At 64.8% G+C, this 25,896-nt stretch carries 22 protein-coding genes; 13 read left to right on the top strand and 9 right to left on the bottom strand.

Annotated features, from left to right (window positions below; all coding sequences use genetic code 11):
- Positions 1–7 precede the first annotated feature (7 nt).
- The 6 genes from XF30_RS28685 to XF30_RS28660 all read left to right on the top strand — a co-directional run bounded on the left by XF30_RS28685 (position 8) and on the right by XF30_RS28660 (position 8,348).
- Positions 8–1,225, top strand: coding sequence for an NAD(P)/FAD-dependent oxidoreductase (locus tag XF30_RS28685; RefSeq protein WP_074447509.1), 1,218 nt, complete (start codon positions 8–10; stop codon positions 1,223–1,225).
- 1 nt (position 1,226) lies between these two features.
- Complete coding sequence (locus XF30_RS28680) at positions 1,227–3,929, top strand: nitrate reductase (protein ID WP_109144543.1); 2,703 nt, start codon at positions 1,227–1,229, stop codon at positions 3,927–3,929.
- Positions 3,930–4,146: 217 nt separating this feature from the next.
- Complete coding sequence (locus XF30_RS28675) at positions 4,147–5,043, top strand: SMP-30/gluconolactonase/LRE family protein (protein ID WP_109144542.1); 897 nt, start codon at positions 4,147–4,149, stop codon at positions 5,041–5,043.
- 200 nt (positions 5,044–5,243) lie between these two features.
- Positions 5,244–6,083, top strand: a complete 840-nt coding sequence (locus XF30_RS28670; protein ID WP_109144541.1) for an aldo/keto reductase — start codon at positions 5,244–5,246, stop codon at positions 6,081–6,083.
- 187 nt (positions 6,084–6,270) lie between these two features.
- Positions 6,271–7,212 carry a DMT family transporter gene (locus XF30_RS28665; RefSeq protein ID WP_057027221.1) on the top strand — a complete coding sequence of 314 codons (942 nt, stop codon included), beginning with the start codon at positions 6,271–6,273 and terminating at the stop codon, positions 7,210–7,212.
- A gap of 56 nt (positions 7,213–7,268) precedes the next feature.
- The gene (locus XF30_RS28660; RefSeq protein ID WP_109144540.1) at positions 7,269–8,348 is read left to right on the top strand and encodes a zinc-binding dehydrogenase; all 1,080 of its coding nucleotides are present in this window, start codon (positions 7,269–7,271) and stop codon (positions 8,346–8,348) included.
- Positions 8,349–8,353: 5 nt separating this feature from the next.
- On the opposite strand, the gene ppk2 is transcribed toward XF30_RS28660, so the two are convergent.
- On the bottom strand, positions 8,354–9,274 hold the full coding sequence (ppk2, locus tag XF30_RS28655; protein ID WP_036025906.1) for a polyphosphate kinase 2: 921 nt from the start codon (positions 9,272–9,274) through the stop codon (positions 8,354–8,356).
- 91 nt (positions 9,275–9,365) lie between these two features.
- The gene (locus XF30_RS28650) at positions 9,366–9,827 is read right to left on the bottom strand and encodes an Lrp/AsnC family transcriptional regulator (protein ID WP_027571162.1); all 462 of its coding nucleotides are present in this window, start codon (positions 9,825–9,827) and stop codon (positions 9,366–9,368) included.
- A 131-nt stretch (positions 9,828–9,958) separates the two neighbouring features.
- Between XF30_RS28650 and XF30_RS28645 the strand changes: the two genes are divergently transcribed.
- The 3 genes from XF30_RS28645 to bla all read left to right on the top strand — a co-directional run bounded on the left by XF30_RS28645 (position 9,959) and on the right by bla (position 15,035).
- The gene (locus tag XF30_RS28645; RefSeq protein ID WP_109144539.1) at positions 9,959–12,322 is read left to right on the top strand and encodes a thiamine pyrophosphate-binding protein; all 2,364 of its coding nucleotides are present in this window, start codon (positions 9,959–9,961) and stop codon (positions 12,320–12,322) included.
- 268 nt (positions 12,323–12,590) lie between these two features.
- On the top strand, positions 12,591–14,021 hold the full coding sequence (locus XF30_RS28640; RefSeq protein WP_109144538.1) for an aldehyde dehydrogenase family protein: 1,431 nt from the start codon (positions 12,591–12,593) through the stop codon (positions 14,019–14,021).
- A gap of 123 nt (positions 14,022–14,144) precedes the next feature.
- A complete protein-coding gene (gene bla, locus XF30_RS28635) occupies positions 14,145–15,035 on the top strand; it encodes a subclass B3 metallo-beta-lactamase (RefSeq protein ID WP_244609039.1) in 891 nt (296 codons plus the stop codon).
- Between the two features lie 35 nt (positions 15,036–15,070).
- Here bla and XF30_RS28630 read toward each other — a convergent pair whose 3' ends face one another.
- Positions 15,071–16,048, bottom strand: coding sequence for an SMP-30/gluconolactonase/LRE family protein (locus XF30_RS28630; RefSeq protein WP_109144536.1), 978 nt, complete (start codon positions 16,046–16,048; stop codon positions 15,071–15,073).
- Positions 16,049–16,138: 90 nt separating this feature from the next.
- Between XF30_RS28630 and XF30_RS28625 the strand changes: the two genes are divergently transcribed.
- Entirely contained in the window at positions 16,139–16,963 is an 825-nt protein-coding gene (locus XF30_RS28625) for an NAD-dependent epimerase/dehydratase family protein (protein WP_109144535.1), read from the top strand.
- A 7-nt stretch (positions 16,964–16,970) separates the two neighbouring features.
- On the opposite strand, the gene XF30_RS28620 is transcribed toward XF30_RS28625, so the two are convergent.
- The 4 genes from XF30_RS28620 to XF30_RS28605 all read right to left on the bottom strand — a co-directional run bounded on the left by XF30_RS28620 (position 16,971) and on the right by XF30_RS28605 (position 19,416).
- Positions 16,971–17,381 (bottom strand): cupin domain-containing protein, encoded by a 411-nt coding sequence (locus XF30_RS28620; protein ID WP_109144534.1) that lies wholly within the window; start codon positions 17,379–17,381, stop codon positions 16,971–16,973.
- A gap of 44 nt (positions 17,382–17,425) precedes the next feature.
- Positions 17,426–17,878: a carboxymuconolactone decarboxylase family protein gene (locus tag XF30_RS28615; protein ID WP_036025851.1), complete on the bottom strand. Its 453-nt coding sequence runs from the start codon at positions 17,876–17,878 to the stop codon at positions 17,426–17,428.
- A 161-nt stretch (positions 17,879–18,039) separates the two neighbouring features.
- Entirely contained in the window at positions 18,040–18,573 is a 534-nt protein-coding gene (locus XF30_RS28610) for a YkgB family protein (RefSeq protein WP_082641336.1), read from the bottom strand.
- A 30-nt stretch (positions 18,574–18,603) separates the two neighbouring features.
- Positions 18,604–19,416: an SDR family NAD(P)-dependent oxidoreductase gene (locus XF30_RS28605; protein ID WP_036004628.1), complete on the bottom strand. Its 813-nt coding sequence runs from the start codon at positions 19,414–19,416 to the stop codon at positions 18,604–18,606.
- Here XF30_RS28605 and XF30_RS28600 point away from each other — a divergent pair.
- Positions 19,324–20,454 (top strand): LysR family transcriptional regulator, encoded by a 1,131-nt coding sequence (locus tag XF30_RS28600; RefSeq protein ID WP_345944069.1) that lies wholly within the window; start codon positions 19,324–19,326, stop codon positions 20,452–20,454. The genes XF30_RS28605 and XF30_RS28600 overlap by 93 nt on opposite strands.
- A 15-nt stretch (positions 20,455–20,469) precedes the next feature.
- Here XF30_RS28600 and XF30_RS28595 read toward each other — a convergent pair whose 3' ends face one another.
- A complete protein-coding gene (locus XF30_RS28595) occupies positions 20,470–21,441 on the bottom strand; it encodes a DUF6662 family protein (RefSeq protein ID WP_244609038.1) in 972 nt (323 codons plus the stop codon).
- A gap of 363 nt (positions 21,442–21,804) precedes the next feature.
- Here XF30_RS28595 and XF30_RS28590 point away from each other — a divergent pair, with 363 nt between their 5' ends.
- Positions 21,805–23,517: an IlvD/Edd family dehydratase gene (locus XF30_RS28590; RefSeq protein ID WP_192893279.1), complete on the top strand. Its 1,713-nt coding sequence runs from the start codon at positions 21,805–21,807 to the stop codon at positions 23,515–23,517.
- A gap of 12 nt (positions 23,518–23,529) precedes the next feature.
- On the opposite strand, the gene XF30_RS28585 is transcribed toward XF30_RS28590, so the two are convergent.
- Complete coding sequence (locus XF30_RS28585) at positions 23,530–24,324, bottom strand: enoyl-CoA hydratase/isomerase family protein (RefSeq protein ID WP_057027029.1); 795 nt, start codon at positions 24,322–24,324, stop codon at positions 23,530–23,532.
- Positions 24,325–24,550: 226 nt separating this feature from the next.
- On the opposite strand from XF30_RS28585, the gene XF30_RS28580 reads away from it, so the two are divergent.
- Positions 24,551–25,768, top strand: coding sequence for an NAD(P)/FAD-dependent oxidoreductase (locus tag XF30_RS28580; protein WP_036004678.1), 1,218 nt, complete (start codon positions 24,551–24,553; stop codon positions 25,766–25,768).
- Positions 25,769–25,896 lie beyond the last annotated feature (128 nt).

Below are 25,896 nucleotides of genomic sequence, written 5' to 3'. Positions count from 1 at the left end.
ATGCGTTGTGAGTGAACCGCTGGTCATCGTCGGCAACGGTATGGCGGCCGCGCGTCTGGTCGACGAGCTCGCCAAGACCGCGCTCGGCCGCTATGCGGTCGCCGTGATCGGCGAAGAGCCGCGGCTCGCTTACAATCGCGTGCTCCTCTCCTCCGTGCTGGCGGGCGAGACCGGCTCGCACGAGATCGAGCTGCGGCCGGCCGGTTGGTGGCGAGACCGCGGCGTCACGGTGCGCTACGGCTATCGCGTCAGCGAGATCGATGTCGGCCGCCGTGAGCTCAAGATCGCGGGCGAGGAGAGCATGGAATATTCCAAGCTCGTGCTCGCCACGGGATCGACGCCGCTGCGGCTCAACGTGCCAGGCGCCGATCTTGCCGGCGTGCACACGTTTCGCGACACCCGCGACGTCGACCTGCTGCTGACACTGGCCGCGGCTAGGAAGCGCGTCGTCGTGGTCGGCGGCGGCCTGCTCGGGCTGGAAGCGGCCTACGGTCTCGCCAAGGCCGGCGCGCCCGTGACGCTGCTGCATCTGATGGATCGGCTGATGGAGCGTCAGCTCGACGCGCCCGCGGCCGACCTGCTCAAGACGCTGGTCGAGCGCAAGGGTATCCGCGTCATGCTCAATGCCGCGACGGCCCGCATCCACGGCGAGGGCCACGTCCAGGCCGTCGAGCTCGCCGATGGCAGCCGCATCGAGGCCGATGCGGTGATCTTCGCCGCCGGCATCAAGCCGAACGTCGCGCTGGCGAAAGAGGCGGGGATCGCGGTCAACCGCGGCGTCGTCGTCAACGACGTGATGCAGACCTCCGCGTCCGACATCTTTGCGCTCGGCGAATGCGCCGAGCATCGCGGCACCTGCTATGGCTTGGTCGAGCCCGCCTACGAGCAGGCGCGCGTGCTGGCGCGGCATCTGGCCGGCCGGCCCGCCGCCTATCAGGGCAGCGTGGTCTCGACCAATCTGAAGGTCTCCGGCGTCAGCGTGTTCTCCGCTGGCGACTTCATGGGCGGGGAGGGCAGCGAGAGCCTCGTGCTGTCGGATCGCAGGCGCGGCACTTACAAGAAGCTCGTCATCGCCGACGGTCGGCTCACCGGGGCGGTGCTGATTGGCGATACGATCGATGCGCTCTGGTACCTCGAGCTGATCCGCAATCGCGACAAGGTCGCTTCGATCCGCACCGACATGATGTTCGGCCGCGCGCTGGCGCAGCCTTCGAAAGCGGCGTGATATGACGGCGATCGATCCAAATCTCCGCACCACCAAGACCACCTGTCCCTATTGCGGCGTCGGCTGCGGCGTGCTCGCAACGCCCGACGGCAAGGGTGGTGCAGCAATCGCGGGCGACCCCGATCATCCCGCCAATTTCGGCCGGCTGTGCTCGAAGGGCTCGGCGCTGGGCGAGACCGTCGGCCTGGAAGGGCGGCTGCTCTATCCCATGATCCGCTGCAAGGGCGTGCTGGAGCGCGTTGCCTGGAGCGATGCGCTGGACCACGTCGCCCACCGCATGCAGCACATCGTGGCGCGCGATGGTGCCGACGCGGTCGCGTTCTATCTCTCCGGCCAGCTCCTCACCGAAGACTATTACGTCGCCAACAAGCTGATGAAGGGGTTTGTCGGCACCGCCAATGTCGACACCAATTCGCGGCTCTGCATGTCGTCCTCGGTCGCCGGCCATCGCCGCGCCTTCGGCGCCGACACCGTGCCCGGCTGCTATGAGGATCTCGACCAGGCCGATCTGCTCGTCTTCGTCGGCTCGAACGCGGCCTGGTGCCACCCGGTGCTGTTCCAGCGCATGCTGAAGAACAGGCAGGAGCGCGGCGCCCGCATGATCGTGATCGATCCGCGCCGCACCGACACCGCCGGCGATGTCGACCTGTTCCTCGGCCTCAGGCCCGGCACCGACACCGCGCTGTTCTCCGGCCTGTTCGTGCATCTCGCCGACAATGGCGTGCTGGACCGGGATTACATCGCGCAGAACACGTCTGGCTTCGATGATGCGCTGGCGCGCGCGCGCAGCATCGCCGGCAGCGTCACTGCGACCGCGCTCGCCACGGGCCTCTCCGAGCAGGACGTCGCCGCCTTCTTCAGGATGTTCCGCGACACCGAGAAGGTCGTCACGCTGTATTCGCAAGGGGTCAACCAGTCGGCGCAGGGCACCGACAAGGTCAACGCCATCCTGAACTGCCATCTCGCCACGGGGCGCATTGGCAAGCCGGGCGCCTCGCCGTTCTCGCTGACAGGCCAGCCCAACGCGATGGGCGGCCGCGAGGTCGGCGGCCTCGCCAACATGCTCGCCGCCCATATGGGCTTTACGCCGCCCGACATCGACCGTGTCAGGCGGTTCTGGAAGGCGCCGCGCATCGCCACCCATGAGGGGCTGAAAGCGGTGCAGCTGTTCGAGGCGATCAACCGCGGCGAGGTCAAGGCGCTCTGGGTGATGGGCACCAACCCCGCGGTGTCGCTGCCAGATGCCGACATGGTGCGCGATGCCCTGAAGAAGCTCGAGCTGTTCGTGGTGTCCGAGAACGTGCTCGCCAACGACACCGTCGCGGCCGGCCCGCACGTGCTGCTGCCGGCGCTGGCCTGGGGCGAGAAGTCGGGCACGGTGACCAATTCCGAGCGGCGCATCTCGCGCCAGCGCGCGTTCCTGCCGGCGCCGGGGGAAGCGCGTCCCGACTGGTGGATCCTGAGCGAGACCGCAAAGCGCCTCGGCTTCGGCGACAGCTTCAATTACAAATCGGCCGCCGATATCTTCCGCGAGCATGCCGCGCTCTCGGCGTTCGAGAACAATGGCAGCCGCGATTTCGACATCGGCGCGCTGACCTCGCTGTCGGACGATGCCTTCGATGGTTTGAAGCCGGTGCAATGGCCGGTGCGCGAGGGCGGGACGCCCGGCGAGCGCTTCTTCGCTGCTGGCGGCTTCTTCACCAATGACGGCAAGGGCCGCTTCGTTGCGCCGGAGGTGCCGGCGCTGCGCGGCGAGACCGGTCCGTCGCGCCCCTTAAGGCTCAACACCGGGCGCATCCGCGACCAGTGGCACACCATGACGCGCACCGGCCTGAGCCAGCGCCTGGGCGCGCATCTGCCTGAGCCTTTCGTCGAGATCCATCCCGACGACGCCGGCAAATACGGCATCGTCCATGACGGCTATGCCCGCATCACCACCGATTACGGCCAGTGCATCCTGAAAGTCGTCGTCAGCGAGTGGCAGCAGCGCGGCACGCTGTTCGTGCCGATCCACTGGAGCGCGATGAACGCCTCGCACGGCCGCGTCGGGGCGATGGTCGCACCGTTCACCGATCCGTTCTCGGGGCAGCCGGAAGCCAAGGCGACGCCGGCCGCGATCGCGCCTTACGAATTTGTCTTCCGCGGCTTTGCATTGTCGCGCAAGCCGCTCGATCTGCCGCAGAACCTGTTGTGGACGCGCGTGACCGTCAGCGGCGGCTTCGGCTATCTTTTCGCCGACAACGCGGATCTCGCCCGCTGGCCCGCCTGGCTCGAGAGCGTCGCCGGCGAGGACGTTGCCGAATATCGCGATTTCGGCGGCGGGGTTTTTCGCGCAGCTTCGTTCGCAGGCGATCGCATCGAGACCTGCCTGTTCGTCGGCCCCGCGCATGATGCCGGCGACTGGGAGGTGGTGAAGAGTCTGTTCGCGGCCGATCAGGTCAGCGACGAGCAGCGCCGCATGCTGCTGTCGGGCAGGTCAAGCGAAGGCGCGGCCTCGACCGGCCCCATCGTCTGCGCCTGCTTCGGCGTCGGCCGCGGCACCATCTGCGACAGCATCGCCAGCGGCGCGCGCACCGCCGCCGACATCGGCGCCAAGCTCAAGGCCGGCACCAATTGCGGCTCCTGCATCCCCGAGCTGAAACGCCTGATTGCGATGACGGAAGTGCCTGCACAGCAGGCGAAGGTCGCGAGCGCGGCGGGATAGGTCTCGTAGGGTGGGTTAGCGCAGCGTAACCCACCACTCTTCGTCAATGCGGAAGCGAAAGAGGTGGGTTACGCCAAGGGACTGCGCTTCGCGCAGCCCCCGGGGCTAACCCACCCTACGCAGCGCCCGCACCATTGCAATGTGGACCACCCCAATCGACGCGCCGGCCAATGTGCCGTATGGTGCCGCGCTCCTTTCAACATCCACAACAACCATGATGTACCTGGAAACGCCGCCGCGCCTGATCGAAACCAAGCTGTTCACCGCCATGCCCGACAAGTTTCGCCGCAAGGGCGTGCGAACCGATTGGGCCGACGCCAACCGGCCGAACATACCGACCGAGAGCTTCATCGAGGGGCCGTCATTCGACAAGGACGGTAATCTCTATATCGTCGACATTCCGTTCGGCCGCATCTTTCGCATCGCGCCCCATGGCGAATGGTCGCTCGTGATCGAATATGAGGGCTGGCCGAACGGGCTGAAGATCGCATCCGACGGACGCATTCTGGTCGCCGACTACAGGCATGGCATCATGGAGCTCGATGCCGAATCCGGCCGCGTCAAGCCGGTCGTGACCGGGCGCAATTCGGAATCGTTCCGCGGCTGTAACGATCTGCATCTCGCCTCCAACGGCGATATCTATTTTACCGACCAGGGGCAGACCGGCCTGCATGATCCGAGTGGCCGGGTCTATCGGCTGGCATCGAACGGCCGCCTCGATTGCCTGCTCGACACCGGCATCAGTCCGAACGGCCTGGTGCTCGACCCAGCCGAAACCGTGCTGTTCGTCGCGATGACGCGCGACAACGCGGTGTGGCGGCTGCCGTTCATGAAGGACGGCAGCGTGTCCAAGGTCGGCCGCTTCTGCTCGCTGTTCGGCACCAGCGGCCCCGACGGCTTGACCATGGATGCCAAGGGCCGCCTGTTCGTCGGCCACCCCTCGCTCGGCCACGTCTTCGTGTTCGCGCCGAACGGGGAACTGATCGCGCGCATCAAATCGTGCGCGGGACCGAACTGCACCAATGTCGCGATCGGTGGCGAAAACAAGGATCGGCTCTATATCACGGAGTCCGCGACCGGCAGCGTGCTGGTGGCGGATATCGGGGGATTGTAGCGCGGACTCTTCGCCTCTCCCCGCTTGCGGGGAGAGGCCGACGCGCAAAGCGCGGCGGGTGAGGGGGGCCTCCGCGAGTCTCTTTGCTATCGAGTTTGCGGAAGCAGCCCCTCACCCCGACCCTCTCAGCGCGAGCGAAGCTCGTCGCGGCCCCGTAAGAACGGGGAGAGGGAAAAATAACAGCGGAGATCGGAGCGACCATGAACAAGAAACCCTTCGGCAAGATCGGCGCCAGCGTCTCCGTCATCGGGCAGGGCACCTGGTATCTCGACCACGGCGACCGCAAGCGCGCGATCGCGGCGCTGCAGCGCGGGCTCGATCTTGGCATGACCCACATCGACACCGCCGAGATGTACGGCGATGCCGAGCTCGTCATTGCGGATGCGATCGCAGGCCGGCGCGATGAAGTGTTCCTCGTTTCGAAAGTGCTGCCCAGCAACGCCTCGCGCCGCGGCACCATCACCGCCTGCGAGCGCTCGCTGAAGCGGCTGAAGACCGACCGGCTCGACTGTTATCTGTTGCACTGGCGCGGCTCCTATCCGCTGGAGGACACCGTCGCTGCGTTCGAGGAGCTGGTGCAATCAGGCAAGATCAAGTCCTGGGGCGTCTCCAATTTCGATGCCGACGATCTCGACGAGATTCTCGACGTCTCCGGCGAAGGGCGGATCGCCTGCAACCAGGTGCTCTACCACCTGAAAGAACGCGCGATCGAGCATGCGGTGATCCCGTGGTGCGAACGGCACAATGTTGCCGTCGTCGCCTACTCGCCGTTCGGCCACGACGATTTCCCCGCAAGCAGCAGCAAGGGCGGTGCCGTGCTGGCGCGCATCGCAGAAGCGCATCGTGCGACGCCGCGTCAGGTCGCGCTGAGCTTCCTCACCCGTGCGACTACGGTGTTCGCCATTCCGAAGGCCTCGTCTGCGGAACATGCCGGCGAGAATGCGGCAGCAGGCGACCTCGTGCTGACGAAGGACGAGATTGCCGCGCTCGACGCGGCGTTTCCGCGCGGGCCGAAGCCGCGCGGCCTGCCCATGCTGTAGTGCACAACGGGCAAGATTAACGGAGCATTGACGCGCGCGGCGGCTCGCGCATATCGGCATCCTGTTTTCGGAAGTTGTGAATGCGGAGCAGATGTCGTTTTTTACGGCTGTTCTCGATTCGCATTTTGCCCGGGTTCCAGCCGTGACACCGCCGCCCGCCGCAGCCGCAAGGCTCGACAGTATTCCCATGCCCGTTCCGGAGAAGAAGCAGCAGGCTCGCCGCGCGCCTGCGCGCGTCGATCATCCCTTCAAGGGCATTGCGCTGGTGTTGCTCTCGACGATCTTCCTCGGCTGCTCCGACGTCACCGCGAAATATCTGTCGACCAGCCTGCCTTCAATCGAGATCACCTGGATCCGCTTCGTCACGTTCGCGCTGCTATTCACGCCCGTGATGCTGCCGGGCTCGCCACTGCATGCGATGCGCACCGAGCGGCTCGGTCTGCAATTGATGCGCGGCGCCGCACTGCTCGGCTCGTCGCTGTTCTTCATCACCGGCCTTGCATTTCTGCCCATCGCCGAAGCCTCCGCCACCGGCTTCGTCTCGCCGCTATTCGTCACCGCACTGTCGATCATCTTCCTGAGCGAGAAGGTCGGCATGCGGCGCTGGATCGCGACCGCGATCGGCTTGACGGGCGTTCTGATCATCCTGAGGCCCGGCACGAGCGCGTTCCATGCCGCCGCATTCTTCCCGATCATCTCGGCGTTCTGCTGGGCCGCCGCGCTGATCCTGACGCGGATGATGAGCGGTCGCGAAGCGGTGCTCACCACTATGGCCTATTCCGCGCTGACCGGCGTTGCGATCCTCAGCGTCATGGTGCCGTTCGTCTGGGTCACGCCGAGCTGGACCGCGATCGGGCTGGGCATCGTGATCGGCGTCGCCTCGACCGTGGGCCAGTGGATCATCGTGCTGGCCTATCGCTACGGCGATGCCTCGGTGCTGGCGCCGTTCTCCTATACGCAGTTGCTCTGGGTCAGCATTCTGGGCTTCTTCATCTTCGGCGAGGTCCCGGATATCTGGACGGTCGTCGGCGCCGCCTTCATCGTCGCCAGCGGTCTTTATATCGCCCATCGCGAGCGGGTGCGCCGCGCCCAGCTGCTGGTGCTGGAAGAGCGGTCGCCGAACCCCTGACGCAAGTTTGCACGTCCTGCTTCGTGCTATCACTCGCTCCAAAGGGGAGGAGCCGGATGCGCGCCGCGATTTTCAGGAACGGTGAGATTGTCGTAGGTCGGATGGCCGAGCCGACGCCGGGCCCCGGCCAGGTTCTGGTCAAGACGCTCGCCTGCGGCATCTGCGGCTCCGACCTGCACGCGCGCCAGCACGCCCATCGCATGGTGGAGATGGCGCGGAAGACCGGGCGCAAGCCGATGGACCTCAGCCGCGACGTCGTGTTCGGCCACGAATTCTGCTGCGAGATCGTCGATTACGGCCCCGGCACATCGCGCAAGCTGAAGCCGGGAACCCAGGTCTGCTCGCTTCCCGCGCTGGTGACGCCGCAGGGCATCGAAGGGATCGGCTACTCCAACGACAATGTCGGCGGCTATGCCGAGGCGATGCTGCTGAGCGAAGCGCTGCTGCTCGAAGTACCCAATGGCCTCGCGCCGGAGCATGCCGCGCTCACCGAGCCGCTCGCCGTCGGGGTTCATGCGCTCGCCAAAGCCAATATCCGTGGCGGCGAGGTGCCGCTCGTGATCGGCTGCGGCCCGGTCGGACTCGCGGTGATCGCCGCGCTGAAGCTCAAACGGCTGCATCCGATCGTCGCGGCCGACTATTCGCCGGCGCGGCGTGCGCTCGCCGCAAAACTCGGTGCCGACATCGTCGTCGATCCCCGCACGTCGCAGCCTTACGCGACCTGGGCCGAGCACGCGCAGATGTCGGAGGCCGAGAAGGCGGCGCGGCCGCCGTTCCAGGCCATGCTGCCCGCGCTAAAGCCCGCGATCATCTTCGAATGCGTCGGCGTGCCCGGCCTGTTGCAACAGGTGTTCGAGGGTGCCCCGCGCGATGCGCGCATCGTCGTGGTCGGCGTCTGCATGGAGAGCGACAGAAGCGAGCCCATGCTCGGCATCATGAAGGAGCTCAACGTCCAATACGTGCTCGGCTACACCCCGGAGGAGTTTGCTGCGTCGCTGCGCCTGATCGCCGAAGGGCAGGTGGATGCGGCCGCGATGGTCACCGCCGAAGTCGGCCTCGACGGCGTCGCCAAGGCCTTCGCCGATCTCGCCAACCCCGAAGCCCACACCAAGATCATCGTGCAGCCGTGGCGGTAGGAGTGTCAATATTTCGCCGGCACGTACATCTCTGGCGGGACCGGGCCTCGCTGATAGTCGGGATGTCGCACGCGCGGCGGCAGCGTCACCGGAGCCCGCACGACCTCCTGGTACGGGATCTGAGTCAATAGGTGTGCGATGCAGTTGAGCCGGGCGCGCTTCTTGTCCACGGCATCGACGATCCACCACGGGCTATCCGGCAGATGCGTGTGCTCCAGCATCGTCTCTTTGGCCTTGGTGTACGCCTCCCAGCGACTGCGGGACTCGACGTCCATCGGGCTCAGCTTCCACTGCTTCAGGGGATCCTTGATGCGCATGGTGAATCGGAATTGCTGCTCGTCGTCGGTAATCGAAAACCAGTACTTGACGAGGATGATGCCGGATCGGATCAGCATGCGCTCGAATTCCGGCACGGTCTTGAAGAACTCCTGGTACTCCGCCTCCGAGCAGAAGCCCATCACGCGCTCGACGCCGGCGCGGTTGTACCAGCTTCGGTCGAATAGCACGATCTCGCCGCCGGCCGGCAGGTGCGCGACGTAGCGCTGGAAATACCATTGCGTACGCTCGCGCTCGTTCGGCGCGGGGAGCGCCGCGACGCGGCAGATACGCGGATTGAGCCGTTGCGTGATGCGCTTGATCACGCCGCCCTTGCCGGCGGCGTCGCGGCCCTCGAACAGCACCACGACCTTCTTCCTCTCGCTCTGCACCCAGTCCTGGAGCTTGATCAACTCGCCCTGGAGGCGGAGCAGTTCCCGGAAATAGAGCCTGCGATCGACCATCGGCCTCAGGGTTCCGGTCTCGTCGAGGAGCTCGTCGAGACGGGTATCATCCATCTCCATCTCGAGTTCCTCGTCGAGATCGTCGGCCATTTCCTGGATGATGCGCTCGCGCTTGGAGATCTCGGATTTGCGATCGGCTGCGGTCATGGGCTCTTCTCTCGGCTCGGATACCAGCACAACGACCATCGGCGGGGTTTGTTGCGCCCATGTGACAACATGCAATCCGGCGGACGCTTGGTTACACCGGCAGCGCGATCGAATATTTCACCTGGCTGAGCGCAAAGCTGGACTCGATCGAGGCAATGCCGTCAAGCCGGGTCAGCTTGGTCTTCAGGAACGTCTCGTAGGAGGCGAGGTCGGCGGCGACGACGCGGAGCAGATAATCGCGGTTCCCGGTCATCAGATAGCATTCCAGCACCTCGTCCCATTTCGAGATGGCGCGGGCAAAGCGGTTGAGATCCTCCTCCTTCTGCCGTGCCAGCTTGATCGAGATGAACACGCTGACATGCAGTCCCAGCGCCTTCTGGTCGACGGTCGCGACATAGCGCGAGATGACGCCGCGCTCCTCCAGGAGCTTGACCCGGCGATGGCAGGGCGAGACCGAGAGGCCGACCTTGTCGGCGAGCTCCTGCATGGTCAGGCGGCTGTCGTTCTGAAGGTGACTGAGGATCTTGCGGTCGATGGCGTCGAGCTCGGGCATTGGGATGAAACCTGCATTTTGTCCGCTACGTTGGTAAAGTATCCCAATATCGGCGGGTATGGCGCGAAAAATTGAGAAGTTTGACGCACCGCGCAGGCGTATGATCGGTGCATATTTCCCGGAGCATCGCCATGCCCGTTGACCCCGCCCGTCTCGACATCCTGACCGCCCTCAGCCGCAAGGCGCTGTGGCTGTCGTCCTGGACCATCCACCACGCCAACCACATCCGCTCCAATGCCGACGGACTCAAGGTCGGCGGCCACCAGGCCTCGTCCGCCTCGCTCGCCACCATCATGTCCGCGCTGTACTTCCACGTGCTGCGCCCTGAGGATCGCGTCGCGGTGAAGCCGCATGCGAGCCCGGTGTTCCACGCCATCCAGTATCTGTTCGGCCGGCAGAGCCGCGAGAAGCTGGAGAATTTTCGCGGCTTCAAGGGCGCGCAGTCCTATCCCTCGCGCACCAAGGACGTCGACGACGTCGATTTCTCCACCGGCTCGGTCGGCCTCGGCGTCGCGCAGACGCTGTTCTCATCGCTTGTGCAGGACTACGTCAAGGCGCATGGCTGGATGAAGGACCGCCGCGAGGGGCGGATGATCGCCCTCGTCGGCGATGCCGAGATGGACGAGGGCAACATCTTCGAGGCACTCGCGGAGGGCTGGAAGCACGGCCTGCGCAACACCTGGTGGGTGGTCGACTATAACAGGCAGTCGCTCGATGCCGTCGTGCGCGAGGGGCTCTGGGAAAAGTTCGAGACCATGTTCCGCAATTTCGGCTGGGACGTCGTCATCGTGAAATACGGCCGCCTGATGCGCGAGGCCTTCGCCGAGCCCGGCGGCGAGGCGCTGAAGACGTGGATCGACAATTGCCCGAATGCGCTCTACGCGGCGCTGTGCTTCCAGGGCGGCGCGGCCTTCCGAAAACATCTGCATGACGAGATCGGCGACCAGGGCCCGATCACAAAACTGATCGACAAGCGCAGCGACGAGGAGCTGCTGGCGCTGATGTCGAATCTTGGCGGCCACGACATGGCGAGCGTGCTGGAGGCGTTCGATTCCATCGACCACGACCGCCCCGTCTGCTTCATCGCCTACACGATCAAGGGCGTCGGCTTGCCGTTCCAGGGCCACAAGGACAACCACGCCGGCCTGATGACGGTTGCGCAGATGGAGAAATATCGCGACAGTCAGAACATCCGGCCCGGACGCGAATGGGACAAGTTCGAAGGGCTGCCGCAGGATGCGGCCGAGCTCGAGGCCTTCCTCGCGCGGGTGCCGTTCAATCAGGATGGCCGCCGGCTCACGGCGCCCGTCGTCGAGGTGCCGCAACAGCTCGCCTTCAAGCCGTCGCCGCAGATGTCGACCCAGCAAGGCTTTGGCCTCGTGCTGAACGAGATCGCGCGAAGCGACAGCGAGCTCGCCAGGCGCATCGTCACGACCTCGCCGGACGTCACCGTCTCCACCAATCTCGGCCCCTGGGTCAATCGCCGCGGCCTGTTCGCGCGGGCCGAGAAGGCGGACTTGTTCCGCAGCGAGAAAATTCCCTCGACCTACAATTGGGACGCTTCGCCAAAGGGCCAGCATCTGGAGCTCGGCATTGCCGAGATGAACCTGTTCATCATGCTCTCGGCGCTCGGCCTGTCGCACCAGATCAACGGCGAGCGGCTCTTGCCGGTCGGCACGCTCTACGATCCCTTCATCGAGCGCGGCCTCGATGCGCTGAACTACGCCTGCTACCAGGACGCGCGCTTCATGGTGGCGGCGACGCCGTCCGGCATCACGCTCGCGCCCGAAGGCGGCGCGCATCAGTCGATTGCAACGCCCTTGATCGGCATGGCGCAGGACGGCCTGGCCTCGTTCGAGCCGGCCTTCGTCGACGAGCTCGCCGTGATCATGGCTTTCGGCTTCGAGCACATGCAGCGCGAGCCGGGCGAGGGCGGTTCGGTCTATTTGCGCCTCTCCACACGCGCCATCGAGCAGGCGCAGCGGATCATGACACCGGAGCTGCGACAGGGCATCACCGACGGCGCCTATTGGCTGCGCAAGCCGGGGCCGAATGCCGAGGTCGTGATCGCCTATACCGGCGCTGTCGCGCCCGAGGCGATCGAGGCGACCGGCTTCATCGGCGAGAGCCGCCGCGACGTCGGCCTGCTCGCGATCACTTCGGCCGACCGTCTGCATTCGGGGTGGACCGCGGCGCGGAAATTACGGCGCGACCGCCGCGGCGTGCAGCATCTCAGCCACATCGAAAAGCTGCTCGCGCCGCTGCCGCGCGACTGCGGCATCGTGACCGTGATTGACGGCCATCCGTCTGCGCTCGGCTGGCTCGGCAGCGTCCGTGGCCATCGCGTCGAGGCGCTCGGTGTCGAGCAGTTCGGCCAGACCGGCAGCATCGCGGACCTTTATCGGCACTATGGCATCGACGCCAACGCCATCATCGATGCGGCCGAAAGCCTCACCACCGGCGCGCCGGTGCTGCATCGGAAGATGGCGGTGTAGCGGAGGTAACTGCCTCGTCATTCCGGGGCGACGCGAAGCGTCGAGCCCGGAATCCATAACCACGATCGGGAGTATGGATTCCGGGCCCGCGCCAAAAGGCGTGCCCCGGAATGACTGCGGGGCCACCTTGCCTCGTTCCCGCCATCGGCTCATATAATCTCCGCTCGCCGCAACGCTGGCCCCGCATATGGCGGGTTCAATTGCCGGCGCTTTCGTGCAAGGATGCCTGCCGAAACGCCCCCTCCAAGCCCCCAAGAAGAGGTTAACGATGGTCAATCGCATGCAATTCTACATCGACGGCGCCTGGGTCGACCCCGCCGTCAAGAAGTCCACCGCCGTGATCAATCCGGCGACGGAAGAAGCGATGTACGAGGTTGCGCTCGGCTCCAAGGCCGACGTCGACAAGGCGGTTGCCGCCGCCAAGCGCGCTTTCGAGGCCTTCTCCCAGACCAGCCGCGAGGAGCGCGTCGCGCTGCTCAGCAAGGTCATCGAGGTCTACAAGGGCCGCCTCAAGGAGATCGGCGCCGCCGTCTCCGACGAGATGGGCGCACCGCTGCCGATGGCGGAGAAGCTGCAGGCCGGCGCCGGCCTCGGCCATCTCATGACCACGCTCGACGTGCTCAAGAACTATCATTTCGAGGAGCCGGTCGGCACCGCCATGGTGCTGCGCGAGCCGATCGGCGTGGTCGGCATGATCACGCCCTGGAACTGGCCGCTGAACCAGATCGCCTGCAAGGTCGCGCCCGCGCTCGCCGCCGGCTGCACCATGATCCTGAAGCCATCTGAGTTCACGCCGACCTCGGCGCTGATCTTCGCGGAGATCCTCCATGAAGCCGGCGTGCCCAAGGGCGTGTTCAACCTCGTCAACGGCCTCGGCCCCGAGGTCGGCGCCGCCATGAGCGAGCACCCTGATATCGACATGATCTCCTTCACCGGCTCGACCCGCGCCGGCATCGACGTTGCGAAGCGCGCAGCTCCCACCGTGAAGCGCGTCAGCCAGGAGCTCGGCGGCAAGTCGCCGAACGTCATCCTCGAAGGCGCCGACCTCACCAAGGCGGTGACCGGCGGCGTGATGCACATGTTCAACAATTCCGGCCAGTCCTGCAACGCGCCCTCGCGCATGATCGTGCCGCTGTCGAAGATGAAGGAGGTCGCCGCGATCGCGAAGGCCGTCGCCGACAAGACCAAGGCCGGTGATCCCCGCGCCGAAGGCACCACCATCGGCCCGGTCGTCAATCGCGGCCAGTGGGACAAGATCCAGGGCCTGATCAAGAAGGGCATCGACGAGGGCGCAACGCTCGTTGCCGGCGGTCCTGGCCTGCCCGAAGGCGTCAACAAGGGCTTCTATGTCCGCCCGACCATCTTCGCCGACGTCACGCCTGACATGACGATCGCGCGCGAAGAGATCTTCGGGCCGGTGCTGACCATCATCGGCGCCAAGGACGAGGCCGACGCGGTCAAGATCGCCAATGATACGCCCTATGGCCTCGCCGGTTACGTCACCGGCCCGACGGTCGAGGACGCCAAGCGCGTCGGCCGCCAGATCCGCGCCGGCAACGTCAACCTGCAGGGCGTACCCAACGACCGCACCGCGCCGTTCGGCGGCTACAAGCAGTCCGGTAACGGCCGCGAATGGGGCAAGTTCGGCCTCGAGGACTTCCTCGAAGTGAAGGCCGTCGCCGGCTTCAACGCGGCGTAGTTGATACGGCGCTTGCGCCGCGAGGGGATGCCGGCTTCCAGGGAAGCCGGCATCTTTGCTGTGAGACCAGCCGCTTTACGGCGACAACAGCCCGTCAAATCAAGAAAAGCAAAGGGACGGAACGTGAGAGAACTGATCATCGCATTCGTTGCGCTGCTGGCGCTGTCAGGCGCTGCGCAGGCCCAGACGGTGAAGGATCTGCTCAACACGCTCAGGGCGAAATGGAACGAACCGACCGAGCCGTTCAAGATCATCGACAACGTCTACTATGTCGGCACCAACGGCCTCGCGTCCTACCTGATCACATCGCCACAGGGACATATTCTGGTCGATACCGTGATGCCGGAATCGACGTCGCAGATCAGGACGAGCATCGAGAAGCTCGGCTTCAAGATCAGCGACATCAAGTATCTCATCAACACCCACGCCCATATCGACCACACCGGCGGCTTCGCCGAGTTGAAGCGGGCGAGCGGCGCGCAGATGGTCGCGGGCGAGGCCGACAAGCCGTTGCTCGAAGGCGGCTATTATCCGGGTGCGCAGGAGGAGAAGGCGCTCGACTTTCCGCCGGTGAAAGTCGACCGCACGGTGCGTGAGGGCGAGACCGTCGCGGTCGGCAGCGTCACGCTAACGGCGCGCGAGACGCCCGGCCATTCGCCGGGCTGCACCAGCTGGGCATTCTCGGTGAAGGATGGCGATGCAACACGCTCGGTGTTGATCTTCTGCAGCGGCACCGTCGCGCTGAACCGGCTTGTCGGCAGGCCGACCTATGCCGGCATCGTTGACGACTATCGCAAGACCTTTGCGCGTGCCAAGGACATGAAGGTCGACATCCTGCTGGCTCCTCATCCCGAGATGTACAAGATGGCCGAGAAGCGCGCCAAGCTCGCCGGCGGCGGACCCAATCCGTTCGTCGACCCGGGCGAGTTCAAGGTCTATGCGGCATCGCTGGAAAAGGCGTTCGAAGAGGCGCTCGTCAAGCAGACCGCGGCGGTACAGGAGAAGAAGGGGTAGAGGCGGTCGGTGGTTGGGCGCGCTGTATGTAAAACCTATCCCCCCACAGCACCTTGCGTGTTCACATACAGCGCGTAGATCGACTGGCTCGCGGCCATGAACAGGCGGTTGCGCTTGACGCCGCCGAAGCAGACGTTGGCGCAGCGCTCGGGCAGGGCGATGCGGCCGATCATGACGCCGTCGGGCGCGAACACCACGACGCCATCGAGCTCGGGATCGCCCATGCCCCAGCCGCACCAGAGATTGCCGTCGATGTCGCAGCGCATGCCGTCGGGCGTGCCCGGCCCGGCATCGATATGGACGCGCTTGTTTGCGATCGTGTTGCCCTCGGGCGAGACGTCATAGGCGAGGATCTTGCGGTTCGGCACGCCCCGCGATTCCACGACATAGAGAATCTTCTCGTCCGGCGAGAAGCACAGCCCGTTCGGTCCAAGCACGCCTTCGGCGACGATGGTCGCCTTGCCGGTCGATGGATCGAGTCGATAGACGTTCGGATCGATCTCGGGCTCGGCCTTGTAGCCCTCGTAATTGCCGAGCAGGCCGAAGGTCGGATCGGTGAACCAGATCGAGCCGTCCGATTTGACAACGACATCGTTGGGCGAGTTCAACCGCTTGCCGTTGAATTGATCGATCAGCACGGTGATGCTGCCGTCATACTCGGTGCGCACCACGCGCCGGCCGCCGTGCTCGCAGGTGATCAGCCGGCCCTGCCGGTCTCGCGTGTTGCCGTTGGCAAAATTCGAGGGCTTGCGGAACACGCTGACCGCACCGGTCTCTTCCTCCCATTTGAGGATGCGCTGGTTCGGGATGTCGCTGCACAGGAGATAACGCCCATCGCCGAACCACACCGGCCCCTCGGCCCAGCGCAGGCCGGTCGCCAACCGCTCCACCGCCGAAAGCTTCAGCCAGTATTTTTCGAAGCGGGGATCGAGCGCTTTGATCGCAGGATCGGGGTAATAGGTCGCCGGCCGCCAGCCTGGCCGTTCCTCGGTGTGGGACGATGCCTCATTCATGCCGGTTCTCTCGTTTCGTTCCCTCTGGACAATCCTGCTATCATTAGAGACACGTGACCGCAAATTCGATCACCAACGGCGAGGGACGACATGGCGCGTATTTTGATGACGGGAGCTTCGGGCGGAATCGGCACCAGCCTGCGGAAGCTGTTGCCGCCGATCTACCCGGATCTCCTACTGTCCGATATCAAGCCACCGGCTGATCTCGGCCCCGATGAAAAATTCAAGGCCGCGGACCTTGCCGATCTCGCGCAATGCGAGGCGATCTGTGAGGGCGTCGACGGCATCCTGCATTTCGGCGGCTATTCGGTCGAAGGCACCTGGGATCAGATCCTCCAGGCCAACATCATCGGCGGCTACAATCTGTTCGAGGCGGCCTACCGCAAAGGCGTCAAGCGCGTGGTGTTCGCCTCGTCGAACCACGCCGTCGGCTTCTATCCGCGCCATCACAAGATCGGCACCGACGTCACCCCGCGCCCCGACGGCCGCTATGGCGTCAGCAAGGTGTTCGGCGAGGCCGTCGGCGCGCTCTACGCCGACAAGCATGGGATGAAGGTGACGTGCCTGCGCATCGGCAATTTCGGCGACATGCCGCTGGACAAGCGCCGGCTCTCGATCTGGCTCAAGCCGGACGATCTCGTGCAGCTCTGCCGCATCGGGCTCGAGCATCCCGACATCCATTTCGAGATATTCTACGGCGCCTCTTTCAACGAGCGCGCCTGGTGGGACAACCACCGCGCCTACGAATTCGGCTATCGCCCCACCGGCCGCGCCGAAGATTTCCGTGAGCACGCCATGGCCGAGCAGGCCAAGCTGAAGCCGGACCCGGTCGGCGACTATTTCCAGGGCGGCACGTTCTGCAGCATGGAGTTCGACGCTGATCCGGATCGTGTGATCGACTGGAATAAGCGGTAGAGATCGTTCACCGGCCGAGCGTCAACAGCGGCTTGCCGGTCTCGACAATGTAGGTCGCAAGCTCCGCGGCGTTGCCGCTGCCGACATTCTTCACGGCGTGATGCACTCCGTGAGGAATGAGCAGCACGTCGCCGGCCTTCAGGATCACGGGCTCTCTACCGTCGAGCCGATATTCCAGCTCGCCTTCGATCAGATAGACGAGCTCTTCGCCCGGGTGACTGTGCCTGACGGCAACGACGCCCGGAGGAAAGTCGACGCGAACCTGGATGACCTCGCGCCCGGGCGCACTCAGCGCTTCCTTCATGAGATGTGTGCGCTTGATGTCGCCCAGTCGTGGCTCTTCGGATCGTGCCGAGAGTGAAGCCAGGCTGATTGCGGCGATCAGCGCCGCCGCAACCACGGTTCCACGTTTCGTCATGTGAATGTCCTTTCGGATTGTGCAGGATGTTGTCGGTGAGCGCATCAACCGGCGGCAGCCGCCGGCATTGCGCGAAAGCTGATGGCCATGCGGTTGTAGGCGTTCATCAGGCTGATCGCGATCGTGAGGTCCACGAGCTCACGTTCTTCGAACACAGCGCGTGCGGCCTGGTATGCCTCGTCGGGCACGCCGGTCTCGGCGACCCGCGTCACCGTTTCCGCCCAGGCCAGGGCAGCCCGTTCGCGTTCGTCGAAGAGATTTCCGGCCTCGCGCCATGCCTGCAGCAGCGCGATCTTCTCGACCTTTTCTCCCTTGTTGAGCAGGTCGCGGGTGTGCATGTCCAGGCAGTAGGCGCAATTGTTGATCTGAGAGATCCGCAGATAAACCAGCTCGATCAGCGTGGCGGAAAGCCGGCTCTGCAGGACGTAGCCGTAGACGCCGCCGAGCGCCTTGATCCCTGCCGGGGCGATCTGGTTATAGTCGAGACGCTTACTCATGTTTCTCTCCTTGACGATGATTCTGCTGGACGGCGGTGGTCAGATCCTTCTTGCTGCTGTCACGACGAACATTGTGAGCAGCGTGAGCCCCGCCGAGGTTGAATCGTATTTTCATGGCGGGGCTCCTGTTCGAGTTCGGCTATTGCGCTGTGGCTGAGCTCTCACCTGCGGATGACAGCCTTCAGCGAGTCCGTGAACACCCAGAAGGAAGCGGCGAGCAGGCCGACGTCCTTCAGCAGGAACTGACCCGGAGCGACCGTGATCGCGGGGACCCCGAGCTCCGGCACGACGACGCCGGGCGTCGAGATCATGAAGCTCAGCGTGGTGACGAACAGCCCGGCCGACAACAGGCCGCCGGCCGCGGAGTAGATCGGGCTGGACAGGCGGAGCGCGATCAGGAGCCCGATGCTGAGTTCGACGAAGCCGAGAAAGGTCGAGAAGCCGCGCACCGAGAACAGCGTGTAGAACCATCGCAGCAGCGGACTGTTCTCGACCAGGGGTACGAGTCCCTGTGCTTCGTAGTCGGTGAATTTCATCCCGCCGAACCAGGCGTAGATGATTGCGAGCGAGGCGTAGAGACCGATCCGGCTGATCGGTTCGGCGTAAGCGAGCAGGCGTTCAGACTGTTCGCGCCAACTGATCGTGCGACGCAGGGCGATGGATAAGGTGGACGATTGGCTGATGATGCGTGACATGGTGATCTCCGTTTGATGCCGGTTGTTCGCTCACGCATTCACGTGCGTGTGCAGGTTGTAGCGAGGGGCGGGAATAGTGCTCGAGAGCTTGTTCGTCATGGCAAGCCGCGCGCTCTCGTGGCGATCCCACTCCGACTTGTCGGCCAGCGCCGGGATCGTCACGACTTCGCCGAGGTCGAGACCGGCGAGGGCGGCGTCGACCAGGTCGTCGGCCGACATGACGATCTCCGCCGGAAGCTGGTGAACCGGCGTGCCCGCGATGTCCCAAAACTCCGTCGCAGTGGCGCCCGGCAGCACGGCCTGAATGCGGATGCCCTTCCCGGCGAGCTCGTGAACGAGTGACTGGGTGAATGCGAGCACGAAAGCTTTCGAGCCGCCGTAGACGCCGTTGAGCAGCTCCGGCGCGATCGCGACGATGGAAGCGATGTTGATGATCGTGCCGTGGCCGCGGGCGATGAATCCGGGCACCGCTGCGTAGGTCAGGCGCGTCAGTGCACCGACGTTGAGACGGATCATGTCTTCCATCTTGTCGATGTCGGAATCGATCAGCGGGGCCGAGGCGCCGACGCCGGCGTTGTTGACCAGCACCGAAATGTCGCCGTTGGTTCTGATGAGTTGCTCGACGCGGCGGAGGTCGGCAGGGGATGTGAGATCGGCTTCCACCGTTTCCACCTTGCGGCCAGTTTCGTTGCCGAGCCTGCGCGCGAGCGATGCGAGCCGCTGCCTGTTGCGCGCAACGAGGATGAGGTCGTGGCCGCGCTTCGCCAGGCGATCGGCGTAGATCGCGCCGATTCCGGTCGAAGCTCCGGTGATGAGGGCAGTGCCTGTTCTGGTCTGGGTCATTTTCGTCTCTCCTTCGGTTTGGGTGCGGAGAGGAATAGGCACTTCCGGAAATGGTGGGTATCTGGCAAAATCGGGATCTTTCCTTCCAGAATATGGAAGTGTCCCATGGATCGTCTCGAAAGCATGTCGGTGGTCCTGGCGGTGGCGGAGGCGGGCAGCCTGTCCGCCGCCGCGCGCCGTCAGAAAATGCCGTTGGCAACGGTGAGCCGGAAGGTTTCGGAGCTCGAGGAGCACCTCCAGACCAAGCTGTTTCATCGCTCGAGCCGCGCGCTCGTCCCAACGGACGCCGGTCGCTCCTACATCGCCGCGGCCAAGCGAATTCTCGCCGACCTCACCGAAGCCGAGCGCGTTGCCTCTGGCGAATACACCACGCCGCGTGGCGATCTCAGCATCACGACGCTGGTCGCGCTCGGTCGGCTATGCTTGCAGCCGATCCTTGCCGAGTTTCTTGCGGCATTTCCGGAGGTGGATGTTCAGCTCATCTTGCAGGACCGGACGCTTAACCTTCTGGACGAGAACATTGACGTCGCGCTTCGTGTCGGCGATCTCGCCGACAGCGGCCTGATCGCCGTGCGCGTTGGGGAAATTCACCGCGTCGCCTGCGCCAGCCCGTCCTATCTGAAGCTGCGGGGAACGCCGAAGGCTCCCGATGATGTCTCCGCCCACGACTGCATCAGCTATCCTCCGCTTCAATCGCCGGGGACGTGGAGATTCAAACGAGGGCAGACCGAGTATGCAGTGCCGGTGCGGTCGCGCTTCATTGCGAGCAATCTGGAATCGGCCATCGATGCCGCGCGCGCAGGCATCGGGATCACCGTCGTGTTCTCCTATCTGGCGTCGGATGCGCTGAGGTCTGGAGAGCTCGTTGCGGTCCTGCAGGACTTTCAACCGCCGCCGCAGCCGGTCAGCTTCGTCTACTCGCCCAACCGCTTCATGCCGGCGAAGCTGCGAGCGTTTCTCGACTTCGCAGGGCCGCGCCTGAGGGCGCGCTTGGCCGACAGTCCCGGAAACGTTGCGCCGCGGAGGCCGCGGGCGTAACTGCGGGCCCGCACATCAGAAATGCAGGTTGAGCCGCAACAGCGCCTGGTGCCGCTCGAACTGATCGAGGTTGAGGCTGCGAACGTCGCCGATCGCCTGGCCGGCAACCTGCATCTGCCAGGTGCCGGAGATGCCGACCTCCTTCGAGATGTTGTAGGAGAAGGTTGGGCCAGCAAAGACTGCGTCTCCCAAAAAGCGGTCGAGGCCGCCGCCGTCATAGGCCCGCGCGTAGCGTACGCCGAGGCCGAGCACGAGGTCGGGATGCACTGCGTACGAGATCGCGGCCTGGAGCTGCATCTCGGAATCGTGTCGCCAAAGATTGGTCGAGATCTCGCGGGTTCCGCCGGTCCCGTACCAGACGTTGAAGGCGGCGAACAGCCTGTCCTTGACCAGCTCGCGATCGAACAGGGCGGCAAACTCTGCGCCATATTGCGCGATGTGCATGCCGCTGCCGTCGTCAATCCGGCTCCAGCCGGGCTGCGCATGGAGGGTCAGCCCAAAGGGCGCGACGGCGCGATCGAGCAGCTTGTAGCGCAGTTCGAGCGCCACCCCGCCGAAAGCGAGGTCGCGATGATCGGCAAATCCCGGAACGCCATTGATGTGATGTCCGGTCAGTGCGAATCCGGGTGCTATCCGGAAGTTGTCCGAGACCGTGTATTTGACCTGATTGAGATTGGCCCAGGCTGCGTAAGTGCCGGAGCGCTTGCCGAATGCGCCGACATTCTCGAACTCGATCTCCATTTCGCCGGGCTTGCCGATGTCGGAGCCCATGCTGAAACCGAAGATGTGCTCAGTGTCGATCTCCGAATGAGCCGACGGCAAACCTCCCGTCAGCTTGCTGACGCCGGGGGCCGGTGTGGAGCCGGGCCAGGCATAGGCGAGGCCGCGTGGACCGTCGTCGGCAGAGGCGGAGACGCAACTCGCCAGATGACCGGCGACGACAATTGCGGCCGTTATTGCGCCCCGGAAGCTCGACTTTCTCAGCACGACATCCACCAACCCACGCGAACCAAGGGCACTGATCGACGCAGGGAGCTTGGTTCACGCGCAGCCCCTGCGATTGCAAGTCATTCGCAAGAACAATTCCACAGAATGGCCGGCCGTGCAACTACTTGCTAATCATTCTTAGTTGCGTTCAATGGAATTCACTTCGGCTGGGCGGCGGGTCGGGTCCGATCCACGCTGGAGAGGCTGGAAACGGGAGATTCCCTGCGCGTTCGGAGCCGTCCCGTGCGGCAATGCCGCGCGGTGCTCAGGAGTGCCAGAAACCAAGCGTCAGGCCTGCAAGTCGACATTGACAATCAGGGCGCTGGCCTTACCACCACGACAAAAGCTGAAGGGAGCGCCCTGATGACGAGTGGCTTGCGCAAGGGTCTGACGAGCTATGGCGATGCCGGTTTCTCGCTGTTCCTGCGCAAGGCGTTCATCAAGGCCATGGGCTATTCTGACGACGCGCTGGAGCGCCCGATCGTCGGCATCACCAACACCTATAGCGACTACAATCCCTGCCACGGTAACGTCCCTGACATCATCGAAGCCGCCAAGCGCGGCGTGATGCTGTCGGGCGCGATGCCCTTCGTGTTCCCGACCATCTCGATCGCCGAGAGCTTTGCGCATCCGACCTCGATGTACCTGCGCAATCTGATGGCGATGGACACCGAGGAGATGATCCGCGCCCAGCCGATGGATGCGGTGATCGTGATCGGCGGCTGCGACAAGACGCTGCCGGCGCAGGTGATGGCCGCGATCAGCGCCGACCTGCCGACCGTGGTCATCCCCGTCGGGCCGATGGTGGTCGGTCATCACAAGGGCGAGGTGCTGGGGGCCTGCACCGATTGCCGCCGCCTCTGGGCGAAATATCGCGCCGGCGACATGGACGATGCCGAGATCGAGGCGGTGAACGGCCGGCTGGCGCCATCGGTCGGCACCTGCATGGTGATGGGCACGGCCTCGACCATGGCCTGCATGATCGAGGCGATGGGCCTGTCGCTGCCGATGAGCGCGACGATTCCCGCGCCGCATGCCGAGCGTTTCCGTCTCGCCGAGGCCAGCGGCAAGGTTGCCGCGGAGATGGCTAAGGCCAAGGGCCCGAAGCCGAGCGACGTGTTGACGCCGGCCTCGTTTAGGAACGCGCAAGTCGTGCTGCAGGCGATCGGCGGCTCGACCAACGGCTTGATCCATCTCACCGCGATGGCGCATCGCTCGCCGCACCGGCTCGATCTCGCAGCGTTCGACCAGATCGGTCGCGAGGTGCCGGTGCTGGTCGATCTCAAGCCGTCCGGCGAGCATTATATGGAGCACTTCCACCACGCTGGTGGCGTGCCGAAGCTGCTGGCGCAGCTCGGCGATCTCGTCGATCTCGATGCCAGGACCATCAGCGGCCAGACCCTGCGCGAGATCGCGGCGAATGCAGAGGACGTGCCGGGCCAGGATGCGATTCGTCCGCGTGATAATCCGATCAAGAAGGCGGGCGGCCTCGCCATCCTGCACGGCAATCTCGCCCCGCGCGGCGCGGTCATCAAGCAATCCGCCGCCAGCCCGAAGCTGCTGCAGCACACCGGGCGCGCCGTCGTGTTCGAATCCGTCGAGGACATGACCTTGCGGGTCGACGATCCCGATCTCGACGTCAACGCCGACGACGTGCTGGTGCTGCGCAACGCCGGCCCGAAGGGCGCGCCGGGCATGCCGGAAGCCGGTTATCTGCCGATCCCGAAGAAGCTCGCGCGCGGCGGCATCAAGGACATGGTGCGCATCTCGGATGCGCGCATGAGCGGCACCGCGTTCGGCACCATCGTGCTGCACATCACCCCGGAATCCGCCGTCGGCGGGCCGCTGGCGCTGGTTGAGAACGGCGACATGATCCGCCTTGATGTGGCCAAGCGCAGCATCGAGCTCTTGGTTGACGCCGCCGAGCTGGAGCGGCGCCGCGCTGCGTTGAAGCCGGTGGCCGCGCCGGAAGAGGCGCGGCGCGGCTACGCCTGGCTGTTCAACGAGACCATCCTGCAGGCCGACGAGGGCTGCGATTTCGACTTCATGCAGAGAACGGGCCCCGCGAAGGGCTGAGCCACCGCCTCGCTACTTCCCCTTGCTCGTGAACTTCTTCACGGCGGTGCGGAACGCTTCCGTGTTCATCGCCATGATGATCTTGTGCTCCTCGGCATCGAGCTGCTGCTTCACCGGCGTGGTCGCCGCTTGATAGACCAGCTGCTTGGTGCCGGCGATTGAAGCCGGCGGGTTCTGCGCGAGACGCTCGGCAAGTTTTCGCGTCGCGGTCTTCAACTCGGCCGCGGGGACGGTCTTGGCAACCAAGCCCCATTCATAGGCCTGCTGCGCGGTAAAATTATCCTCGGCGAGAAAGATCTGCAGCGCCCGGCGGGAGCCGACCGTGCCGACGATGCCGACCGTCGAGCCGCCGTCCGGCGACACCCCGATCTTGGCATAGGCCGGCGTGAACTTGGCATCGTCAGCGGCGATGCAGAGATCGGTGACGAAGGCGAGGCCCATGCCGGCGCCGGCGGCCGAGCCGTGCACGCTCGACAGCGAGATCTTCGGCATGCGCCTGATGATCTCGATGAAGGCGTGATAGTGCTTCAATAGCTCGCCGACGACGGGCGTCACCGTGCCGGCTTCGGCGGCGGCCCCGATCGTCTGCAGGTCGCCGCCGGCGCAGAACGCGCGGCCTTCGCCTTCGAGCACCACGACGCGGATGTCGTCGGCGCCTTCGATATAGGTTGCGAGCTGCTCGAGCTTCTGGGCAATCGCAAGATCGATCGCGTTGAATGCGGCAGGGCGGTTCAGCGTGATGGTCGCGATCGGGCCGTCGACCTTGAGCAGGGCGGGATCGTCGGGCTTTGAGACAGGAGCGGTCATCTTAAATTCTCCGGCAGGAGGTCGAGGCTCGAACTAAATCGCAGAAGGGCAGGGGTGACAATCCCCGAACCACCGCTCTTGCGCCGGGCGGAACGATAGGCTCAAATGGAGCCGCTTTCGCCAAGGGACGGACACGAGCGCCGGCTCCTCGCAAGGCCAGCAAGCAAAATCTTTAGAGAGGAGGCGGCATGGGTCACGCTCGTGTCTTCCGGAAATGGGCTGTCCGATGACTGGCCCGGTGATCATCGTCGGTGCCGGCCATGGCGGCTACCAGATCGCGGCATCGCTGCGCCAGGCCGGCTTTGCCGAGCGCATCTGCCTGATCAATGACGAGCCGCATCTGCCCTATCAGCGGCCGCCGCTGTCCAAGGCCTACATCAAGGGCTCCGCGGGCCCGGAGAGCCTGATGTTCAGGCCTGAGAAGTTTTACCAGGACCAGAGCATCGAACTGATCGCCGGCCGCGCCGCCTCGATCGACCGCGCCGCGCGTAAGGTGCATCTCGCATCCGGCGAGACGCTGGACTATTGGCACCTCGTGCTGGCGACCGGCGCGCGCAATCGCCTGCTCGATTTGCCCAATGCCAATCTGCCCGACGTGAAATATCTGCGCATTCTCGATGACAGCGAGGCGCTGCGCGCGATCATGCCGTCGAAGACGCGCGCCGTGATCATCGGCGCCGGCTTCATCGGCCTCGAATTCGCCGCGACCGCCCGCATCAAGGGCCTCGAGGTCGACGTGCTCGAGCTCGCCCCGCGTGTGATGGCGCGGGCGGTGACGGCGGAGGTCTCCGAATATTTTCAGGCGCGCCACCGCGAGGCCGGCATCCGTATCCATCTCGGTGTGCAGGCGACCTCGATCGAAGCCGAGGCCGGCAAGGTCACCGGCGTGTCCTTGAGCGACGGGCGGCATCTGCCGGCCGACCTCGTCGTGGTCGGCGTCGGCGTGCTGCCGAACATCGAACTCGCGGCCGAGGCAGGGCTGCCGGTCGCCGCCGGCATCATCGTCGATGAATATCTGTCGACGGCTGATCCCAACATTTCGGCCATTGGCGATTGCGCGCTGTTCGCAAGCCCGCGCTTCGGCGGATCGCTGCGGCTGGAATCGGTGCAGAACGCCACCGATCAGGCCCGCTGCCTCGCAGCAAAGCTGACCGGGGATAAGAAACCGTACGACAGCCATCCCTGGTTCTGGAGCGATCAGGGCGACGACAAGCTCCAGATCGCGGGGCTGACGACCGGCTACGACCGCGTCGTGCTGCGCGGCGATCCCGCCAAGAAGGCATTCTCGGCGTTCTGCTATCACGGCGACAAGCTGCTCGGAATCGAATCCATCAACCGCGCCGGCGATCACATGTTCGGCCGGAGATTGCAGGCTATGGACCGCTCCATCACGCCGGAGCAGGCCGCGGACGAGAGCTTCGACCTCAAGAGCGCGCTGGCATGAAGTTCTTCTCCCTCTCCCCGTTCTTACGGGGAGAGGGCTGGGGTGAGGGGCTTTCTCCGCGCATAGGATAGCAGTCGGACTCGCGGAGAGTCCCCCTCACCCGGAATTTGCTCTCGCAAATTCCGACC

The organism is Bradyrhizobium sp. SUTN9-2 (assembly GCF_003122645.1).
GTDB classification, from domain to species: Bacteria; Pseudomonadota; Alphaproteobacteria; order Rhizobiales; family Xanthobacteraceae; genus Bradyrhizobium; species Bradyrhizobium yuanmingense.
The sequence above is the reverse complement of the archived record's forward strand: the minus strand, read 5'-3'. Positions and strand labels throughout refer to the sequence as shown.

What these genes read in the sequence shown, in the direction of transcription:
- XF30_RS28680 (WP_109144543.1), top strand. Translation starts at nt 1,227, where the DNA reads ATGACGGCGATCGATCCAAATCTCCGCACCACCAAGACCACCTGTCCC.
- XF30_RS28675 (WP_109144542.1), top strand. Translation starts at nt 4,147, where the DNA reads ATGTACCTGGAAACGCCGCCGCGCCTGATCGAAACCAAGCTGTTCACC.
- XF30_RS28670 (WP_109144541.1), top strand. Translation starts at nt 5,244, where the DNA reads ATGAACAAGAAACCCTTCGGCAAGATCGGCGCCAGCGTCTCCGTCATC.
- XF30_RS28665 (WP_057027221.1), top strand. Translation starts at nt 6,271, where the DNA reads ATGCCCGTTCCGGAGAAGAAGCAGCAGGCTCGCCGCGCGCCTGCGCGC.
- XF30_RS28660 (WP_109144540.1), top strand. Translation starts at nt 7,269, where the DNA reads ATGCGCGCCGCGATTTTCAGGAACGGTGAGATTGTCGTAGGTCGGATG.
- ppk2 (WP_036025906.1), bottom strand. Translation starts at nt 9,274, where the DNA reads ATGACCGCAGCCGATCGCAAATCCGAGATCTCCAAGCGCGAGCGCATC.
- XF30_RS28650 (WP_027571162.1), bottom strand. Translation starts at nt 9,827, where the DNA reads ATGCCCGAGCTCGACGCCATCGACCGCAAGATCCTCAGTCACCTTCAG.
- XF30_RS28645 (WP_109144539.1), top strand. Translation starts at nt 9,959, where the DNA reads ATGCCCGTTGACCCCGCCCGTCTCGACATCCTGACCGCCCTCAGCCGC.
- XF30_RS28640 (WP_109144538.1), top strand. Translation starts at nt 12,591, where the DNA reads ATGGTCAATCGCATGCAATTCTACATCGACGGCGCCTGGGTCGACCCC.
- XF30_RS28630 (WP_109144536.1), bottom strand. Translation starts at nt 16,048, where the DNA reads ATGAATGAGGCATCGTCCCACACCGAGGAACGGCCAGGCTGGCGGCCG.
- XF30_RS28625 (WP_109144535.1), top strand. Translation starts at nt 16,139, where the DNA reads ATGGCGCGTATTTTGATGACGGGAGCTTCGGGCGGAATCGGCACCAGC.
- XF30_RS28620 (WP_109144534.1), bottom strand. Translation starts at nt 17,381, where the DNA reads ATGACGAAACGTGGAACCGTGGTTGCGGCGGCGCTGATCGCCGCAATC.
- XF30_RS28615 (WP_036025851.1), bottom strand. Translation starts at nt 17,878, where the DNA reads ATGAGTAAGCGTCTCGACTATAACCAGATCGCCCCGGCAGGGATCAAG.
- XF30_RS28610 (WP_082641336.1), bottom strand. Translation starts at nt 18,573, where the DNA reads ATGTCACGCATCATCAGCCAATCGTCCACCTTATCCATCGCCCTGCGT.
- XF30_RS28605 (WP_036004628.1), bottom strand. Translation starts at nt 19,416, where the DNA reads ATGACCCAGACCAGAACAGGCACTGCCCTCATCACCGGAGCTTCGACC.
- XF30_RS28590 (WP_192893279.1), top strand. Translation starts at nt 21,805, where the DNA reads ATGACGAGTGGCTTGCGCAAGGGTCTGACGAGCTATGGCGATGCCGGT.
- XF30_RS28585 (WP_057027029.1), bottom strand. Translation starts at nt 24,324, where the DNA reads ATGACCGCTCCTGTCTCAAAGCCCGACGATCCCGCCCTGCTCAAGGTC.
- XF30_RS28580 (WP_036004678.1), top strand. Translation starts at nt 24,551, where the DNA reads ATGACTGGCCCGGTGATCATCGTCGGTGCCGGCCATGGCGGCTACCAG.